Raw genomic sequence first — 19129 nt, forward strand, 5'->3', positions numbered from 1 at the left:
CGCCTGTGGGGGTGGCCCCGGTCCACCGAGCCTGCCGGCGCCGCTTTGCGCCTACGGTCGGTCCCATGGCCGACACCGGAGCTGCCCCACCGCCCCCGACGTCCCCGCCGCACGGCGCGCTCGCGCGGGCGGAGCGGTTCGTCTGGCTCACCGCGCGGGTGCTCGAGCAGCATCTCTTCGCCCACCACTTCCGCGGCGGCGGTGCCGCTCCGGTGGAGCGGGCGCTGGACGCCTATCGCAACGACGACGGCGGATACGGCCATGCGCTGGAGCCCGATCTGCGCGGCCCGGTCAGCCAGCCGCTGCACACCGCCCGCGCGCTGCGCGTGCTGGACGCCGTGGGGGGCTGCGGTGGCCGGCGCGCGGAGGACGTGTGCCGCTATTTGACGTCCGTGTCCACGGCGGACGGCGCGCTTCCGGGGATCCACCCGAGTCAGCGCGGCTACCCGGCGGCGCCCTTCGTCCCGGTGGTGGACGACCCGCCCGGCGAGCTGCTGGCCACCGGGCCGGTGGTGGGGCTGCTGCACCGCAATGAGGTGTGGCACCCCTGGCTGTTCCGCGCCACGGACTTCTGCTGGCAGGCCGCGGAGTCGCTGGAGAGGTCGCACCCCTACGAGATCGAGGCAGCCGTGGCCTTCCTGGACCACGCGCCGGACCGCGCCCGCGCGGAGGCCGCCGCCGAGCGGCTGGGCCGTCTGGTGCGCGAGCAGCGGCTCGCGGCGCTCGACCCGGACGACCTCGACGCGTACCCGGTCGCCGCCGGCTACGCCCCCGGCGAGCACCACTTCCCGCACGACTACGCGCGGACGCCCGGTTCCCTGGCGCGCCCGTGGTTCACCGACGAGGAGATGGCACGCTCCCTGGACTTCCTCTCGGCCGAGCAGCGGGAGGACGGCGGCTGGCCCGTCCGCTGGCGCCAGTGGGCCGCGGGCCCGTCCCTGGAGGCCCGCTCGCTGGTGACGATCGAGGCCCTGCGCACCCTGGTGGCGTACGGCCGCGCCGTCGACTGAGCGGACACCATGGCTGCCGGGGCCGGGTTCCACCTACCGGCGCTCGCCGGGGTGCCTTCCCGACTCCCGGCTTCGCTCGAGCGGTGGGACCCCCATCGCCCTGGGGGCACGTCCCAGGCCCTCAAGGCACTGAGGGAGGCACGACTGCCCGCAGCTACCGGGCCGTCTCACCCGCCCAGTGCCCGCACCCCCGCCGTCACCACGACCGCCGCCCCGACGACGAGCAGGAACGGGGCGCGCAGGATCAGGGCGACCGCGGCCGCCGCCAGTCCGGCCGCGCGGGCGTCCAGCACCAGGGCCTGGCCGTCGGAGAAGGTCTGCTGGGCCGTGAGGGCGGCGAGCAGGGCCACCGGCAGCAGCGCGGCGAGACGCCTGACCAGGGGCCGTTCCAGGACCCCGGCGGGCACCAGGAGCCCCGCGAGTTTCACGGCGTAGCAGCCGAGGACGGTTACGCCGATCGCGATCCAGATGTTCAACGCTTCTTCTCCCTCATGTCACCGCGCGGCACGCTTCTGCGGCCCTCGGCCCACAGGACGGCCGGTGCCGCGAGCGCGGCCACCAGGACCGGCACCCCGGCCGGCAGGACGGGCAGCAGACCGAGCCCCAGCAGGACGGCGAGCCCGGCGACGGTCCGTTCGGTACCGGACCGCAGCATCGGGGCGAGCAGCGCCAGGAAGACCGCCGGGCCGGCCGCGTCCAGCCCCCAGGCGTTGGTGTCCCCGATCGCCTCCGCGCCCAGCGCGCCCAGCAGCGTCGTGAGGTTCCACAGGACGTACAGGGTGAGGCCGGTCACCAGGAAGCCGATGCGTGCGCTGCGCCGGGTGGGCTGGGCGAGCGACACGGCGGCCGTCTCGTCGATGACCCACTGCGCGGCGAACGGCCGCACCGCGCGGGGAAGCGCCAGCAGCTGCGACAGCCGCAGCCCGTAGAAGGCGTTGCGCACGCCCAGGAAGAAGGCCCCCGCGGCGGCGGTGAAGGGCCCGCCTCCGGCGGCCAGCGCTCCCACCAGCGCGAACTGGGAGGCGCCGGTGAACACCAGCAGGCTGAGCGCGCAGGTCTGGAGCAGGCTGAGCCCACTGCCCGCCGAGGTCACTCCGAAGGCGAACCCGGAGAGTCCGACGGCGATTCCGACGCCGAGCGCGTCCCGTACGACGGCGCCGTCCGGCTTTCCTCCGCTGTCGTCCCGTACATCTGCGTCGTCCCGTATGTCTGCGAGTGCTGTTGTAGTCCGTTCCACTGCCACGTCCTGGACGGTACGAGAAGGCGGTCCCGCGCGTCTTGTACGTTCTTGCGCTCACGCTGGTAGGCGCCCGGCGGCACGCCGACGATCCGGCTGAAGTGCCGGTTGAGATGGGGCTGGTCGGTGAATCCCACCGCGAGGGCGGCCTCCGACGGCGTCGTCCCCGCGTCCAGCAGCCGCCGTGCCCGCCGTACCCGCGCGTCGGTGAGCCAGGTATGCGGGGGCATCCCGTAGGTGTCCCGGAACGCGCGCAGCAGCGCGAACGGGCTGGTGCCGAGTTCCGCGGCCAGCCGCTCCAGGGTCGGTGGCGCGGCCATCCGCTCCTCCAGCACGGCACGCGCGCGTGCCGCCATCCGGGCGCCGGCCGTGCGCACCTCGCGTCGCGGCAGCGTCCCGCCGTTCAGCCGCAGCAGCCGGGTCACCGCCACGCGGAGCAGCGTGTCGGCAGCCAGTGCGTTGCCCTCGTCGGTGGCCCGCAGCACCCGGTGCACCAGCCGCACGGTGTACGGATCGTCGAGCACCGGCGTCACGAATCCCGGCGTCCCGCGCAGCGTGGTGGTCTCGGCGGCGATCGCGGCCACCACCTCCGGCGACGGATACACCGCACCGTACTGCCACCCCTCGGGGACACCCGCCCTGCCGGTGTGCGGGGTGTCCGGGTTGACCAGGGCGAGCGCTCCGGCGCCCGCGTACACGTCGCCGGAGCCGTGGTGGAAGACCTCGACCCCGTCGGCGATCGCGGCGATCACGAAGTGCTCATGGGTGTGCCGGACGAACGTCTTGTGTATGTACCGCGCACGCAGCAGATCGACACCGGGCAGTTCGTCGTACTGCCAGTGCCGTGCACGCTCCTTGCGCGATTCGGTCATATGACCATTGTCACGCGGGCCCGGCCGCGGACCGTCCACCGGGCCCGATTGTCAGTGGCTGGGTGCACGATGGATGACATGGTCAGCGATCCGCACCGAGCCTTGGACGGCTTCTCCCCCGCGACCCGCGGCTGGTTCACGGGGGCGTTCTCCGCGCCCACCGCCGCCCAGGCCGGGGCGTGGCAGGCCATCGGGGAGGGCTCGGACGTGCTGGTGGTCGCCCCCACCGGGTCCGGGAAGACCCTGGCCGCCTTCCTCGCCGCCCTCGACGATCTGGCCTCCGCACCGCCGCCCGCCGACCCCAAGAAGCGGTGCCGCGTCCTGTACGTCTCGCCGCTGAAGGCCCTGGCCGTCGACGTCGAGCGCAACCTCCGCAGCCCGCTGACCGGCATCCGCCAGGAGTCCGTGCGCCTGGGCCTGCCGGAGCCCGAGGTGAAGGTCGGCATCCGCTCCGGCGACACCCCGCCGGCCGAGCGGCGCTCCCTGGCCACCCGGCCGCCGGACATCCTGATCACCACCCCGGAGTCGCTGTTCCTGATGCTGACGTCCGCCACGCGCGAGGCGCTGACGGGCGTGGAGACGGTGATCCTGGACGAGGTGCACGCGGTCGCGGGCACCAAGCGCGGCGCGCATCTGGCGCTCTCCCTGGAGCGCCTGGACGAGCTGCTGCCCCGCCCGGCCCGTCGCATCGGCCTCTCCGCGACGGTGCGCCCGGTGGACGAGGTCGCCCGGTTCCTCTCCCCGCGCCGCAAGGTGGAGATCGTGCAGCCGGAGTCGGGCAAGGAGTTCGACCTCTCCGTGGTCGTGCCCGTCGAGGACCTGGGGGAGCTGGGCGGTTCCCCGGTCGCCGAGGGTTCGGAGGGCGCCGAACGGCCCTCGATCTGGCCGCATGTCGAGGAGCGGATCACCGACCTCGTGCAGTCGCACCGCTCGACCATCGTGTTCGCCAACTCACGCCGCCTCGCCGAGCGCCTGTGCAACCGGCTCAACGAGATCGCCTACGAGCGGGCCACCGGGGAACCGCTGGACGAGCACCACTCCCCCGCCGAGCTCATGGGCGGCTCCGGGGCCGCCCAGGGCGCGCCCGCGGTCATCGCGCGTGCCCACCACGGTTCGGTGTCCAAGGAGCAGCGCGCCCTGGTCGAGGAGGATCTCAAGGCGGGCCGGCTGCCCGCGGTGGTCGCCACGTCCAGTCTGGAGCTGGGCATCGACATGGGCGCCGTCGACCTGGTGGTGCAGGTGGAGTCCCCGCCGTCCGTCGCCTCCGGCCTCCAGCGGGTCGGCCGCGCGGGACACCAGGTGGGCGCCGTCTCCACGGGCGTGGTGTTCCCGAAGTACCGGGGCGACCTGGTGCAGGCGGCCGTGGTCACCGAGCGGATGCGCACCGGGGCGATCGAGTCCCTGCGGGTCCCCGCCAACCCTCTCGACGTCCTGGCCCAGCAGCTCGTCGCCATGACGGCCATGGACACCTGGCAGCTGGACGACCTGCTCGCCCTGGTGCGCCGGGCGGCGCCCTTCGCCTCCCTGCCCGAGTCCGCCTTCACGGGCGTCCTGGACATGCTCGCCGGCCGCTACCCGTCCGACGCCTTCGCGGAGCTGCGCCCGCGCGTGGTGTGGGACCGGGTCACGGGCGAGATCACCGGCCGCCCCGGCGCCCAGCGCCTGGCCGTCACCTCCGGGGGCACGATCCCCGACCGTGGCCTCTTCGGGGTTTTCCTCGCGGGCTCCGACCCGAAGAAGGGCGGTGGACGGGTCGGCGAGCTGGACGAGGAGATGGTCTACGAGTCCCGCGTGGGCGACGTCTTCACCCTCGGCACCAGTTCCTGGCGCATCGAGGACATCACCCGCGACCGGGTCCTCGTCTCCCCGGCTCCGGGAGTGCCTGGTCGGCTGCCGTTCTGGAAGGGCGACCAGCTGGGCCGGCCGCTGGAGCTCGGCCGCGCGGTGGGCGCCTTCCTGCGCGAGGTGGGCGCGCTGTCCAAGGACGACGCCCGGTTGCGGCTCCTCGCGGCGGGACTGGACGCCTGGGCCGCGGACAACGTGCTGGCCTATCTCGACGAGCAGCGTGAGGCCTGCGGCCACGTGCCCGACGACCGCACCATCGTCGTGGAGCGCTTCCGCGACGAGCTCGGCGACTGGCGAGTCGTCGTCCACTCCCCGTTCGGTGCCCAGGTGCACGCCCCGTGGGCCCTCGCGCTGGGCGCCCGCCTCTCCGAGCGGTACGGCATGGACGCCCAGGTGATGCACGCCGACGACGGCATCGTGCTGCGGCTGCCGGACGCCGACCTGATGAGTCTCGACCTCCTCGACCAGGACCTCAAGACCGGATCCGAGTACGACGCGGACCAGGCCCCCGTGGGAGCCGCCGACGTCGTCTTCGACAAGGGGGAGGTCGACCAGGTCGTCACCGACCAGGTGGGCGGCTCCGCCCTGTTCGCGTCCAGGTTCCGCGAGTGCGCCGCCCGCGCGCTGCTGCTGCCGCGCCGCAACCCCGGCAAGCGCACCCCGTTGTGGCAGCAGCGTCAGCGTGCCTCCCAGCTGCTCCAGGTGGCCGGGGAGTTCGGCTCGTTCCCGATCGTCCTGGAAGCCGTCCGCGAATGCCTCCAGGACGTCTTCGACGTTCCCGGACTCGTCGAACTGATGGGCGACCTGGAGTCCCGCAAGGTGCGGCTGGTCGAGGTCACCACCCCCGAGCCGTCGCCCTTCGCCCGCTCCCTGCTGTTCGGGTACGTCGCCCAGTTCCTGTACGAGGGCGACTCCCCGCTCGCCGAGCGCCGCGCCGCCGCCCTCTCGCTGGACTCGCGGCTCCTGGCCGAGCTGCTCGGCCAGGCGGAGCTGCGCGAGTTGCTCGACGCCGAGGTGCTGACCGAGCTGGAGCGTGAGCTGCAGTGGCTCACCGAGGACCGGCGCGTCAAGGACGCGGAGGGCGTGGCCGACCTGTTGCGGCTGCTCGGCCCGCTCACCGATGCCGAACTGGCCGAGCGCGGCGCGGATCCGTCGTGGGCGCGGGAGCTCGCCTCCGCGCGGCGCGCCATCCGGGTGCGGGTGGCCGGCGCCGACCACTGGGCGGCCGTCGAGGACGCCGGCCGGTTGCGCGACGCGCTGGGCACGGCGCTTCCGGTCGGCGTGCCGGAGGCGTTCACCGAGCCCGTCAAGGACCCCCTGGGCGACCTCCTCGCGCGCTACGCGCGCACCCACGGCCCGTTCACCTCGGCCACGGCGGCGGCCCGGTTCGGCCTGGGCGTGGCGGTCACCGAGGGCGCCCTGCAGCGGCTCTCGGCGGCGGGCCGGGTCGTCCAGGGCGAGTTCCATCCGGCGGGGATCGGACAGGAGTGGTGCGACGCCGCCGTGCTGCGCAGGCTGCGCCGCCGTTCCCTGGCCGCGTTGCGGCACGAGCTGGAGCCGGCGCCACCGGCCGCGCTCGCCCAGTTCCTCCCCCAGTGGCAGCACATCGGCAAGGGGCACACCCTGCGCGGCACCGACGGCCTGGTGCGCGCCATCGAGCAGTTGCAGGGCGCGTCCGTGCCCGCGTCCGCCCTCGAGAAGCTGGTCCTGCCGTCCCGGGTGGCGAACTACACCCCCGGGATGCTGGACGAGCTCACTGCCGCCGGAGAGGTGGTGTGGGCCGGTGCCGGTGCGCTCCCCGGCAAGGACGGCTGGGTCTCCCTCTACCTCGCGGACACGGCCCCTTTGCTCCTGCCGCCTCCGCACCCGCTGGAGCTCACCGCGCTCCACCAGTCGATCCTGGACACCCTCGCGGGCGGCTACGGCCTGTTCTTCCGGCAGATCGCCGACCAGGTCCGCGCCACCACCCATCCCGAGGCCACCGATCCCCAGCTGGCCGACGCGCTGTGGGACCTCGCCTGGTCCGGGCGGCTCACCAACGACACGCTCGCTCCCTTGCGCTCGCTGCTGGGCTCCGGCCGCACGGCGGGCTCCACCGCCCACCGCGCGAAGCGCTCCGTCCCGCGCGGGCGCTACGGCTCGCTCACGGCGGCCGCCCGGACCGCCTCACGCACCGGTCCGCCGACCGTCGCCGGACGCTGGTCCCTGACCCCCGCCCGGGAGGCCGACCCCACGGTCCGCGCGCACGCGCTGGCCCACACCCTGCTGGACCGGCACGGTGTGGTGACGCGGGGAGCGGTCGCCGCTGAGGGCGTCGAGGGCGGCTTCTCGGCGACGTACCGCATCCTGTCGGCGTTCGAGGAGACCGGACAGGCCCGGCGCGGCTATGTGGTGGAGGGTCTGGGCGCCGCCCAGTTCGCGATGGACGGCGCCGTGGACCGCCTCCGCGCGGCGGCCAACGCCCGCGAACGGGGGGAGGCGCTCCCGGCCGCCCCGGACGGCGACGGCTTCCCCGGCCCGGACGACGGCCCGTACCCGCGCCTGTCGCCGGGCGACTACGTCTCCCCGCGCGACCTCGCCCCGCAAGGACGTCCGTCGTACGACCCCTTCGCCGGCCGTCGTACCGGCCCCGACGCCACCGGGCGGGCCGTCGTCCTCGCTGCCGCGGACCCGGCAAACGCCTACGGTGCCGCACTGGGCTGGCCCGAGCCCCCGACCGGTGCCGGGCACAAGCCCGGCCGCAAGGCAGGCTCCCTCGTGGTGCTGGTGGACGGCGAGCTGACGCTCTACATGGAACGCGGCGGCAAGACGCTGCTGGCCTGGCCCGCCGCCCCCGACGGCGAGCCCACCGAGGATCCCCGCCTCCCGGCCGCCGCCGAAGCCCTCGCCGCAGCAGCCCGCGCCGGCTCCCTCGGCACGGTCACGGTGGAACGCATCAACGGCGCCTCGGCCCTGACCTCCCCCCTCGGCGCCCTCCTGGAAACCGCGGGCTTCGTGGCCACCCCCCGCGGACTCCGCCTCCGCGCCTGACCCGGCCGACGGCCCGGAACCCCGCGTTCCAGCGCCCGAGCGCGCGTGCAGGCCCCCGCCCCCCTGGCAGAACGGTGGACGTCCGTCGTACTGGCCCCGACGCCACCGCGCGGGCCGTCGTCCCCGCGGCCGCGGACCCGGCGAACGCCTACGGAGCCGCGCTGGACTGGCCCGAGCCCCCGACCGGCGCCGGGCTCCCTGGTGGTACTGGTGGACGGCGAGCTGACGCTCTACATGGAACGCGGCGGCAAGACACTGCTGGCCTGGCCCGCCGCCCCCGACGGCGAGCCCGCCCAGGATCCCCGCCTGCCGACCGCGGCCGAAGCCCGCGGCCCCCGGAGGGTGAGCCCGCCGAGGATCCCCATCTGCTGGCCGCCGCCGAAGCCCTCGCCGCAGCAGCCCGCGCCGGCTCCCTCGGCACGGTCACGGCAGAGCGCATCAACGGCACCTCGGCCCTGACCTCCCCCCTCGGCGCCCTCCTGGAGACCGCGGCGGACTGCGCGCCTGAGTGGGCCGACCGGCCCGGAACCCCGCGTTCCAGCGCCCGAGCGCGCGTGCAGGTCCCCCGCCCTCAAGAGGATCCCGCGGTCTCCACTGCCGACCGGGAACGGCCATGACCGCCGCCGCCCACCTGCCACAGCACCCCGCGAGGCCCAACAGCCCCGCCGCACCCCCTGCACCCACTGCTGGACCGCGTCGACGGCCTGCCGCCCTCCCACGACGGCCCGACGTCCGCGCGCTGACCCAGCCAACCGTCCCGAAACCCAGGCTCCAGCGACCCGAGCGCGCGCCGCCCACCGGGAACGGCACCGGCCCCGCCCACCTGTCACAGCACCCCGCGGCGCCCAACAGCACCGCCGTGTCCCCTGCACCCACTGCTGGACCGCGTCTGGACCGCATCGACCGCCTGCCGCCCTCCCAGACCCCCCGGCGTCCGCGCGCCTGACCCCGCCCGTCCGACGTGCCACCCTTGACGCATGCCCGAAGGAGATACGGTCTGGCAGGCCGCGCGGCGGCTGCATGATGCCCTGGCGGGCAGGGTGCTGACCCGCAGCGACCTCCGGGTGCCCCGGTACGCCACGGCCGACCTCACGGGTCGCGCGGTGCTGGACGTCATCCCGCGCGGCAAGCATCTGCTGACCCGCATTGAGGGCGGCCTGACCCTGCACTCTCATCTGAAGATGGACGGTTCCTGGCGGGTGTTCGCCGACGGGCAGCGCTGGAACGGCGGTCCGGCGCACCAGATCCGCGCGGTGCTCGGCAATGCCGACCGCACCGCCGTCGGCTATCGGCTGCCCGTGCTGGAACTGATGCGCACCGGTGACGAGGACCGCGTGGTCGGCCACCTCGGACCCGACCTCCTCGGCCCGGATTGGGATCCAGACCTTGCGTTGGCCAACCTTCTGAAGGACCCGGCCCGCCCGCTCGGCGAGGCCCTGCTCGACCAGCGGAACCTGGCCGGTATCGGCAATGTCTTCAAGAGCGAGCTCTGCTTCCTGCTCGGCGCCACGCCCTGGCTCCCCGTGGGTGACCTGCCCGCCGACCGCACGGCGAAGCTGCCGGAACTCGCTCGGCGACTGCTGGAGTTCAACCGCGAACGCCTGATCCGCAGCACGACGGGCCGGCGCGGCCAGGACCTCTTCGTGTACGGCCGCGCCCGCAGCCCCTGTCTGCGCTGCCGGACGCCCATCCGCGTCGCCGACCAGGGCGACGGCTCCCGCGAGCGCCCCACGTACTGGTGCCCCGCCTGCCAGCCGGGTCCGGCCCCCGCCCGGTCCCGCTGACCGGACCGGTCACACAGATCGCGCACCGCGCGGTCAGTGCCGCTCGTGCGGTGTCCCGGCCCCCTCCGCCCGTGCTTTGGGCGTGCAGTGCACCGGCAGCACACTGAGCCCCCACCCGCCGGCCGCGACCGCCCCTTCCAACGCACCGGCGTCGGGCACCAGCAGCAGCCGCAACACCGCCCACCACCACAGCGCCCCGAGCCCCAGAACGGCCGTCCGGCGCACCGCCCCTGCCGAGGGGCACCTGGCCCCCACGGCCGGGTCACCCGTTCTCGGCCTGGAACATCCAGTGCTGCTTCTCGAGGTCCGCGGTGATCGTGATGAAGATGTCCTGGGTCACCGGGTCCGGCTCCCCGGTCGACGTGACCCGCTCGCGCATCCGGGCGATCACCGCGCCGAGCGCGTCCACCATCGTGCTGACCGCCGCCGAGTCGTCGACCCAGCCCTCCGGCGTCACCCCGATCCCGCTCGCGACGGCCACCGTCGCGGCCCGCCCGTCGGGAGAGACACCGAGGGCCGCCGCGCGCTCGGCCACGGTGTCGGAGTGCGTGCGTGCCAGGGCCACGACCTCGTCGAGCTGGAGGTGCACGCTGCGGAAGCGGGGTCCGACCACGTTCCAGTGGATCTGTTTCGCCACCAGGCCGAGGTCCACCAGGTCGGCCAGGGCGCCCTGCAGCGCCTCGGACACGGTCTTCAGGTTCTCGTCGGACAACGGGCTCTTCACGATGTACATCCGCACCTCCGTGGCTGACCCCCGCCTCGTCCTTCAACCATGACGGCCCCGTCCCGCACCGGCAAACGCACACCGGGCGCACCCCGGAAGCGCCCGTGCACGCGAAAAACCCCGGCGGCACCCCTCCGGATCTCCGGAAGGGCCCCTACCGGGGCATCTCACACCTTCATACCGCGCAGGTGCCGGGCACCGTGCTCACGCGGCGACGACGTCCACCGCCTCGGCGGGCGCCTTGATGGTCACCCGTTCCGGTGACACACCGGTCACCGAAACAGAACCCAGCATCGGACGAACCGGCGTGGGTACGGGCTCGCTGGGGGTCGCTGCAGCAGACTGGGCCAGCTCGGCGAGGGCGAGCTCGTCGCTCACTTCCCGCATGAGCTCGGACATCCGTACGTCCAGCGCGTCGCAGATGGCGGAGAGCAGCTCGGAGGAAGCCTCCTTCTGCCCCCGCTCCACCTCGGAGAGATAGCCGAGTGAGACTCGGGCGGACGAGGAGACTTCGCGCAGAGTACGGCCCTGGCGCTGGCGCTGCCGACGCAGCACGTCACCCAGCAGGCGACGGAGCAGAATCATCGGTGGCTCCCTCCTCGGACCGCGTAGCCGCATCCTTCTCGCCCCACCGTACCGCCTCGCGCTGCGGCCGTGCGGGGAGCGATGTCGTGTTCACTCAGGGCTGCAAACATCAAAACCCCCCGTTCCGTTCCGTATCCTGTGCCCGCTCATTCCTGGTCTGTTCGCCCGCAAGCTCCGTCAGAAGCAGTGCGAGTACGCTCCGTACACTCTCCATACGAATTTCCGCGCGGTCGCCGTTCAACCGCAGATGCTCCACTTTTCCGCCGGCGGCGGAAAGGGAGCCGGGACCGGAAGGCCCGTCCACGGCCACGAACACCGTTCCGACGGCCTGTCCGTCCTGGGGGTCCGGACCGGCGACGCCCGTGGTGGCGATGCCCCAGTCGGCGCCGAGCGCCGAACGGACACCGGCCGCCATCTGGGCCGCCACCTGCGCGTCCACCGCTCCGCGCTGCGCCAGCAGAGTGGCGTCCACGCCGAGCAGTCGCTGCTTCAGGTCGGTGGCGTAGGCCGTCACCGAGCCCCGGAAGACCTTGGAGGCCCCTGGCACCGACGTGACCTCCGCCGCCACCAGGCCACCGGTCAGCGACTCGGCGACGGCGAGGGTTCCGCCGTTGACGGTGAGTAGTCGGACCACTTCGGTGGCCGTGGAACTCACGCTTCCGTCTCCTCCAACGCCGCCTTGCGCTCGGCGATTCCCCGCCTGCGGAGCACAATGGCCTGTTTCACATAGTCGAGTCCGGTCGCCACGGTCAGCACGACCGCCGCGGCCATCACCCACCACCGCAGGGTGGCCAGCCACCCGGTCAGCGCCAGCACGTACATGCCGACCGCGATGCCCTGGGTGAGGGTCTTGAGCTTGCCCCCTCGGCTGGCCGGGATGACGCCGTAGCGGATGACCACAAAACGCAGCAGGGTGATGCCGAGTTCCCGGCCGAGGATGACTCCGGTCACCCACCACGGCAGATCGCCCAGCGCCGAGAGACAGATCAGCGCCGCTCCCATGATCGCCTTGTCGGCGATGGGGTCGGCGATCTTCCCGAAGTCGGTGACGAGGTTGTAGGCGCGCGCCAGATGCCCGTCGAACAGGTCGGTGATCATGGCGATGGCGAAGGCGGCCCAGGCGAACGACCGCCACGCCGGGTCGTGACCGCCGTTGGCGAGCATCAGCATCACGAACGCCGGCACCAACAGCAGCCGGAGCATGGTCAGCAGGTTGGCGATGTTCCAGACGCTGGCCTGATTGACGGCCGCCGCCGCGATCTTCGCTCCGCGCGGGGGCTTCGTACCGTCCCCGGAGTCGACGCCTTCGTGGGACGAGGTAGCCGTCTTGTCGCCGTGCGCCTGGGCGCCGCCCGGGCCGCGGCCGGACGTACTCCGCCGGGCCGGGCCCCCGCCGGACGATCCCGGAGCCGTGCCCCTCGCCTCACGCGCGACCGCGCGGCCGGACCCCGGCAGTCCGGGCACGGCACCCGCCGCCCTCCTCGCGCCGGAGGGGCCACCCGCCGCCGATGCCGGGACACCCGTCATCTGCCCGCCTCCTCACTCCACGCGAGCGAACCCTGGAAGAGCGGCTCGGCCACCAGGTCGACACCTTCCGTGCCCACCACCTTCGCCTCGACCATACGGCCGACGCTCATCCCCTCGCCGCTCGTGAGCAGCACCTGGCCGTCCGTCTCGGGAGCCTGGTGCGCCGCCCTCCCGTACACGCCCTCCTCCTCGTCCACGGACTCCACCAGCACGTGCACGGTCTCGCCGACGCGCTCGTCGGCGCGCTGGGAGACGAGCTCCTCGGCCAGCCGGGAGACACGGGCCAGCCGCTCGGCGACGATCTCCTCGTCCAGCTTGCGGTCGTACGTCGCCGCCTCGGTGCCCTCTTCGTCGGAGTAGCCGAAGACGCCGATGGCGTCGAGCCGCGCATGGTTCAGGAAGCGCTCCAGCTCCGCCAGGTCGGCCGCGGACTCGCCGGGGAAGCCGACGATGAAGTTGGAACGGACACCGGCCTGGGGCGCCTTGCTCCGAATGGTGTCGAGCAGTTCGAGGAACCGGTCGGTGTCGCCGAAGCGGCGCATCGCGCGCAGCACATCGGGTGCGGAGTGCTGGAAGGACAGGTCGAAGTAGGGGGCGACCTTCGGGGTGGAGGTCAGCACGTCGATCAGGCCGGGCCGCATCTCGGCAGGCTGGAGGTAGCTGACCCGCACCCGCTCGAGGCCGTCGACCTCGGCGAGCTCCGGCAGCAGGGACTCCAGCAGGCGGATGTCGCCCAGGTCCTTGCCGTAGGAGGTGTTGTTCTCGGAGACCAGCATGATCTCCTTCACGCCCTGTTCGGCCAGCCAGCGCGTCTCGTTGAGCACATCGCTGGGGCGGCGGGAGATGAAGGAGCCGCGGAAGGAGGGGATGGCGCAGAAGGAGCAGCGCCGGTCGCAGCCGGAGGCAAGCTTCACGGAGGCGACCGGGGAGCCGTCGAGCCGGCGGCGCAGGGGCGCGCGCGGGCCGGACGCCGGGGCGAGGCCCTCGGGAAGATCCACCGGGCCGTGTCCCGGGAGCGCGACGGAGGCGGCGGAGTCCTGCCGCTCGGCCGGGCTGATCGGCAGCAGCTTACGCCGGTCGCGCGGGGTGTGGGAGGCGTGGATGCCGCCGTTCAGAATGGTCTGGAGGCGGTCGGAGATGTCGGTGTAGTCGTCGAAGCCGAGCACGCCGTCGGCCTCGGGCAGGGCCTCGGCGAGTTCCTTGCCGTACCGCTCGGCCATGCAGCCCACGGCGACGACGGCCTGCGTTCTTCCATGTCCCTTGAGGTCGTTGGCCTCCAGGAGGGCGTCGACCGAGTCCTTCTTCGCGGCTTCGACGAATCCACAGGTGTTGACGACGGCGACGTCGGCGTCCTCGGCGTCCTCGACGAGCTGCCAGCCGTCCGCCTCCAAACGGCCTGCGAGCTCCTCCGAGTCCACCTCGTTACGGGCGCAGCCAAGGGTGACGAGTGCGACGGTACGGCGTTCAGGCATGGACTCAAGACTACTTCGTCCCACCGACACCCCACGTCGACGGGGTTGGCCGATCATGACCGACCCCGTCGCCGATGTGCGCTTCGGTACCGCTTATCCGGCCTGCGGGTCGCCCTTGGTGTAGGTCAGGCGCTCGACGGCGCCCGGCTGCCAGTCGTCCTCGATCTTCTTGCCGTTGACGAACAGGTCGATCGCGCCGGCGTCACCGAGCACCAGGTTGATCTTGGAACTGTCCTGGAACGTCTTGGAATCGCCCTGCTTGAGCAGTCCGTCGAACAGCAGCCGGCCGTTGTGGTCCTTGGCCGAGATCCAGCTGCGTCCGTCGGCGGCGGTGACCTGGACCGTCACCTTGTCCTGCGGTGCGGCGGCGATGGCGCTGTCCGACGGCTTCGGCTCGGGGTCGACGGGCTTCTTGGACTTGGGGGTGGGTGAGGCGGACTTGCTGGGTGTGGCATCGCCGGCGACGTTCGTCGTGCCGCCTTCGTCCTCGCCCTTGACCATCGTGAAACCGACGAAGCCGATCACGACGACGATCGCGGCGACCATGGCCGCGGTCCAGTTGGGTCCGCGCCGCTCCGGACGGATGCGTTCCGCCTCGAAGAGGGGGGCGGCCGGCGTCGGGGCCGGACGGCCGCCGCCGTGCTCGGTCTCGAACTGGGCGATCAGCGGGGCGGGGTCGAGGTCCACGGCCCTGGCCAGGGTGCGGATGTGCCCGCGTGCGTAGACGTCGCCGCCGCAGGACGTGAAGTCGTCCGCCTCGATGGCGTGCACGATGCCGAGACGGACGCGGGTGGCGGTACTGACGTCGTCGACGGTGAGCCCGGCCGCGATGCGTGCCTGCTGCAGCGCTCGGCCGACGGAGGGGCGGGCTTCCTCGGAAACGTCTTCGAACGGACGCTCGTCTTCAGGGGAGTTGCCGATGGACACGGGGGCGCCTTTCGAGCGTGTAGCCGCCTGTGCTGGAGGTTCAGTCTAGGAGGGGTACGAGAGGGTGGGGCAACCGGGCGGTCGGATTTTGTACGCCATCGGAATGGCCCGACATCCCGATGGTGGGCCTGCGGTTTGCGGTTTCCCTCAACTTGACGTATGCCGACGGGAAACGGTTGCTCAATGATCCACTACAGCTGGGTCACGGTCGACCACCCGGGTGCCCCGAGGTGACGGCCGTGACCCGATCGCTACCCTTCAGACTCCCCACGGATCAGCGCGAGCACGCCATCCAGCTCGTCAGGCTTCACAAGAACGTCACGAGCCTTCGAACCCTCGCTCGGTCCAACGATGTTCCGGGACTCCATGAGGTCCATAAGCCGGCCGGCCTTGGCGAAGCCGACGCGCAGCTTGCGCTGAAGCATGGACGTCGACCCGAACTGGGTGGAGACGACCAGCTCGGCCGCCTGGCACAGCAGGTCGAGGTCGTCGCCGATGTCCTCGTCGATCTCCTTCTTCTGCTTGCTGCCCACGGTGACGTCGTCGCGGAAGACGGGCGCCATCTGGTCCTTGCAGTGCCGGACGACGGCCGCGACCTCCTCCTCGGTCACGAAGGCGCCCTGCATACGCGTCGGTTTGTTCGCGCCCATGGGCAGGAACAGTCCGTCGCCCTTGCCGATCAGCTTCTCGGCGCCGGGCTGGTCCAGGATGACCCGGGAGTCCGCCAGCGAGGACGTGGCGAACGCCAGCCGGGACGGCACGTTCGCCTTGATCAGACCGGTGACGACGTCGACGGACGGCCGCTGCGTGGCGAGCACCAGGTGGATGCCGGCCGCCCGCGCGAGCTGGGTGATGCGCACGATGGCGTCCTCGACGTCGCGCGGGGCGACCATCATCAGGTCGGCCAGCTCGTCGACGATCACCAGCAGGTACGGGTACGGCTGAAGCTCCCGCTCGCTGCCTTCGGGCGGCTTGGCCTTGCCCTCGCGCACCGCGCGGTTGAAGTCGTCGATGTGCCGGTAGCCGTAGGCGGCGAGATCGTCGTAGCGCAGGTCCATCTCGCGGACGACCCACTGCAGCGCCTCGGCGGCCCGCTTGGGGTTGGTGATGATCGGCGTGATCAGGTGCGGGATGCCCTCGTACGCCGTCAGCTCCACCCGCTTGGGGTCTACGAGGATCATCCGGACGTCCTCCGGGGTCGCCCGCATCATGACCGAGGTGATCAGGCAGTTGATGCAGGACGACTTGCCGGAGCCGGTGGCGCCGGCGACCAGCATGTGCGGCATCTTCGCCAGCGAGTCCATGACGTAGCCGCCCTCGACGTCCTTGCCGAAGGCGACCAGCATCGGGTCGTCGTCCTCGGCGGACTCCGCGAGCCGCAGTACGTCACCGAGGTTGACCATCTCCCGGTCGGTGTTCGGGATCTCGATGCCGACCGCGGACTTGCCGGGGATCGGGCTGATGATCCGCACATCCGGGCTGGCGACGGCGTACGCGATGTTCTTGGTCAGCGCGGTGACCCGCTCGACCTTCACGGCCGGGCCCAGTTCCACGACATAGCGGGTGACCGTCGGGCCGCGGGTGAAGCCGGTGACGGCGGCGTCCACCTTGAACTCCGTGAAGACCTTCCGCAGCGCTTCGACTATGGCGTCGTTGGCCGCGCTGCGCGCCTTGCCGGGCCCGCCGCGGGTGAGCAGGTCCAGCGAGGGCAGGGAGTAGGTGATGTCGCCGGCCAGCTGGAGCTGTTCCGCGCGGGGCGGCAGGTCCCGGGGTTCACGGGGCGGCTTTTTGGTCATGTCCAGGACGCCCGCCGGGGGCTTCTCCTGCTTGGGCCTGCCCGCCTTCGGCTGCTCCTGATGCGGGCGGGCCGCCGGAACCGGCGTCGGCGTGGTCGGCTCGCGGTCGCCCGTGCTCACGCCCTGGGTCAGGTCGGCGACGATCGGCGAGGGCGGCATGCCGTGCAGCACGGCACCGTCCAGCGCGGCGGCCGCCGCGGCGGCCACGTCCACCGCGTCCATCGGCCGGTCCACGCCGGGCTGCGGCACCGCGGACCTGCGGGGCCGGGAACGGCGCCGGGACAGTGCCTCCTCCTCCGCGTCGTCGGGGTCGTACTCCTCGGGGGTCGGCCGTCGCCGGCGGCGGCTCGCGGGCAGCGCCTCGCGCCACTGCTCGTCGTAGCGCGCGTCGTCGTCGCCGAACTCCTCAGCCTCGTGGACGAGTCCGAGCCGTACGCCGAGCTGCCGCAGCCGCTGCGGGATGGCGTTGACCGGTGTGGCCGTGACGACCAGCAGACCGAAGACGGTGAGCAGCACCAGCAGCGGCACGGCGAGGACGTCGGTCATGGTGGACGACAGCGGTGCGGCCGCGGCCCAGCCGATCAGACCGCCCGCGTCCCTTATGGCGTGCATACCCTCGCTGCGGGCGGGCGACCCGCAGCCGATGTGGATCTGTCCGAGCACGCCGATGACGAGCGCGGACAGACCGATGACGATCCGTCCGTTGGCCTCGGGCTTCTCCGGGTGCCGGATGAACCGTACGGCGATGACGGCGACCAGGATCGGCACCAGCAGGTCCAGCCGGCCGAAGGCACCGGTGACCAGGATCTCCACGAGGTCGCCGACGGGGCCCTTGAGGTCGGCCCAGGTACCGGCGGCGACGATCAGGGCGATGCCGAGCAGGAGCAGCGCGAGGCCGTCCTTGCGGTGCGCCGGGTCGAGGTTCCTGGCGCCCTGCCCTATGCCGCGGAAGACCGCGCCGACGGCGCGCGCGAGGCCCAGCCACAGGGCGCGTACGAGCCGGTACACGCCGCTGGTCGGGTTCGGTGCCGGTTGGGGGGCCGGCTTCTTGGCAGCGGCCTTCTTCGCCGGGGCCTTCTTGGCAGCGGCCTTCTTCGCCGGAGCCTTCGCGGAAGCGGCCGCCTTCTTCGCGGGCGGCTTCTTGGCTGCGGAGGGACGTGAGGCCATAGGTGTGAGATTACCGGTGGAGACGGCAGGGGACACGCGTGGCGGATGCTTCACCCGTTCGTGTCGCCCTTGTCAAGGCGCGGAGTTGACGCGGGACGGCCCGGGACACGCACAGCAATTGACGTTCTCTCAGGTCCGGGCCCCCGGCCGGGGGTCCGGCAAGACCCCTGTGTCCGGGATCAGTTCTGCGAGGGCACCGACGACGCGCTGCCGGTTCCCGGCTCCAGGGCGTCCAGTGCCCGCCGCAAACCGGTGAGCTTGCGCTCCAGATGGGCCGCCGTGGCCACCGCGGCCGCGTCGGTCGACTCGTCGTTGAGCTGCTTGGTCAGCGCCTCGGCCTGCTCCTCGACGGCCGCGAGCCGCGCCGAGAGCTCGGCGAGCAGTCCCGCCGGCTCCTTGGCCTCGCCGGCCTCCTTCTCGCCGCCCTCCAACTGGAGCCGCAGCAGCGACGCCTGCTCCCTCAGCTGGCAGTTCTTCATGTACAGCTCGACGAAGACCGAGACCTTCGCCCGCAGCACCCACGGGTCGAACGGCTTGGAGATGTAGTCGACCGCTCCCGCCGCGTACCCGCGGAAGGTGTGATGCGGGCCGTGGTTGATCGCGGTGAGGAAAATGATCGGGATGTCCCGGGTCCGCTCCCGCCGCTTGATGTGCGCGGCCGTCTCGAATCCGTCCATGCCCGGCATCTGGACGTCCAGCAGAATGACCGCGAAATCGTCCGTGAGCAGTGCCTTGAGCGCTTCCTCCCCGGACGATGCCCGCACCAGCGTCTGATCGAGCGCCGAGAGGATCGCCTCCAGCGCCAGCAGATTCTCCGGCCGGTCATCGACCAGGAGGATCTTGGCCTTCTGCACCATGGCCCGCCCTCCTCGCCCCGGCTTGGGGCCTCCCCTGTCCGCAGGACCTGGGGATGTACCCGTGGGTACCGCCCCAGGGGACGGCTCCCTTGCGCCGCCCGTCCTTGTGCCGGTCATCGTAGCCGCACCCCGCCTGTCGCCACACCCTGTCACCGTGATGTCACTGTGCACGTAGCAGAAACGCGGCGGGAGACCAGAAGGTTCCCCGAATCCCGTACTTCTACACGACTTCGCGCGCACCGCCTCAGCAACTCCGGGTGAACACCGAGGCTTCCCGTCACCTTCGCACACCCTCC

The 19129-nt window shown here is 72.5% G+C and carries 15 protein-coding genes; 3 read left to right on the forward strand and 12 right to left on the reverse strand.

The window, feature by feature from the left end:
• Positions 1-65 precede the first annotated feature (65 nt).
• Positions 66-1010, forward strand: a complete 945-nt coding sequence (locus AB0L56_RS19520; protein ID WP_365424817.1) for a hypothetical protein — start codon at positions 66-68, stop codon at positions 1008-1010.
• Between the two features lie 167 nt (positions 1011-1177).
• On the opposite strand, the gene AB0L56_RS19525 is transcribed toward AB0L56_RS19520, so the two are convergent.
• The 3 genes from AB0L56_RS19525 to AB0L56_RS19535 are packed head-to-tail and all read right to left on the reverse strand — an operon-like array spanning position 1178 to position 3119.
• Positions 1178-1486 carry an AzlD domain-containing protein gene (locus tag AB0L56_RS19525; protein ID WP_190165099.1) on the reverse strand — a complete coding sequence of 103 codons (309 nt, stop codon included), beginning with the start codon at positions 1484-1486 and terminating at the stop codon, positions 1178-1180.
• Positions 1483-2217, reverse strand: a complete 735-nt coding sequence (locus tag AB0L56_RS19530) for an AzlC family ABC transporter permease (RefSeq protein ID WP_365424847.1) — start codon at positions 2215-2217, stop codon at positions 1483-1485. The genes AB0L56_RS19525 and AB0L56_RS19530 overlap by 4 nt, the downstream gene beginning before the upstream one ends.
• Positions 2100-3119 carry an AraC family transcriptional regulator gene (locus AB0L56_RS19535; RefSeq protein ID WP_365424819.1) on the reverse strand — a complete coding sequence of 340 codons (1020 nt, stop codon included), beginning with the start codon at positions 3117-3119 and terminating at the stop codon, positions 2100-2102. Before AB0L56_RS19535 ends, AB0L56_RS19530 begins: the two co-directional genes overlap by 118 nt.
• A gap of 78 nt (positions 3120-3197) precedes the next feature.
• Here AB0L56_RS19535 and AB0L56_RS19540 point away from each other — a divergent pair, with 78 nt between their 5' ends.
• Entirely contained in the window at positions 3198-7994 is a 4797-nt protein-coding gene (locus AB0L56_RS19540) for an ATP-dependent helicase (protein WP_365424821.1), read from the forward strand.
• Between the two features lie 977 nt (positions 7995-8971).
• Positions 8972-9778 carry a DNA-formamidopyrimidine glycosylase family protein gene (locus AB0L56_RS19545; protein ID WP_365424823.1) on the forward strand — a complete coding sequence of 269 codons (807 nt, stop codon included), beginning with the start codon at positions 8972-8974 and terminating at the stop codon, positions 9776-9778.
• A gap of 33 nt (positions 9779-9811) precedes the next feature.
• Here the strand turns inward: AB0L56_RS19545 and AB0L56_RS19550 are convergent, their stop codons facing one another.
• The 9 genes from AB0L56_RS19550 to AB0L56_RS19590 form a co-directional block, all read right to left on the reverse strand.
• Positions 9812-10003: a hypothetical protein gene (locus tag AB0L56_RS19550; RefSeq protein ID WP_361025871.1), complete on the reverse strand. Its 192-nt coding sequence runs from the start codon at positions 10001-10003 to the stop codon at positions 9812-9814.
• A gap of 37 nt (positions 10004-10040) precedes the next feature.
• Positions 10041-10511 carry a DNA starvation/stationary phase protection protein gene (locus tag AB0L56_RS19555; RefSeq protein WP_361025868.1) on the reverse strand — a complete coding sequence of 157 codons (471 nt, stop codon included), beginning with the start codon at positions 10509-10511 and terminating at the stop codon, positions 10041-10043.
• A 195-nt stretch (positions 10512-10706) separates the two neighbouring features.
• Positions 10707-11087: a helix-turn-helix transcriptional regulator gene (locus tag AB0L56_RS19560; RefSeq protein ID WP_361025865.1), complete on the reverse strand. Its 381-nt coding sequence runs from the start codon at positions 11085-11087 to the stop codon at positions 10707-10709.
• 109 nt (positions 11088-11196) lie between these two features.
• The gene (locus tag AB0L56_RS19565; protein ID WP_361025862.1) at positions 11197-11742 is read right to left on the reverse strand and encodes a CinA family protein; all 546 of its coding nucleotides are present in this window, start codon (positions 11740-11742) and stop codon (positions 11197-11199) included.
• Complete coding sequence (pgsA, locus tag AB0L56_RS19570) at positions 11739-12614, reverse strand: CDP-diacylglycerol--glycerol-3-phosphate 3-phosphatidyltransferase (protein ID WP_361025859.1); 876 nt, start codon at positions 12612-12614, stop codon at positions 11739-11741. Before pgsA ends, AB0L56_RS19565 begins: the two co-directional genes overlap by 4 nt.
• Entirely contained in the window at positions 12611-14086 is a 1476-nt protein-coding gene (rimO, locus tag AB0L56_RS19575) for a 30S ribosomal protein S12 methylthiotransferase RimO (RefSeq protein WP_361025856.1), read from the reverse strand. The genes pgsA and rimO overlap by 4 nt, the downstream gene beginning before the upstream one ends.
• Before the next feature lie 93 nt (positions 14087-14179).
• Positions 14180-15013: a RodZ domain-containing protein gene (locus tag AB0L56_RS19580; RefSeq protein ID WP_365424827.1), complete on the reverse strand. Its 834-nt coding sequence runs from the start codon at positions 15011-15013 to the stop codon at positions 14180-14182.
• Between the two features lie 251 nt (positions 15014-15264).
• The gene (locus AB0L56_RS19585; protein ID WP_365424829.1) at positions 15265-17976 is read right to left on the reverse strand and encodes a DNA translocase FtsK; all 2712 of its coding nucleotides are present in this window, start codon (positions 17974-17976) and stop codon (positions 15265-15267) included.
• A 179-nt stretch (positions 17977-18155) separates the two neighbouring features.
• A complete protein-coding gene (locus AB0L56_RS19590) occupies positions 18156-18833 on the reverse strand; it encodes a response regulator (protein ID WP_361025848.1) in 678 nt (225 codons plus the stop codon).
• Positions 18834-19129: the final 296 nt, after the last annotated feature.

This window comes from Streptomyces sp. NPDC052079 (genome assembly GCF_040680275.1).
GTDB lineage: Bacteria > Actinomycetota > Actinomycetes > Streptomycetales > Streptomycetaceae > Streptomyces.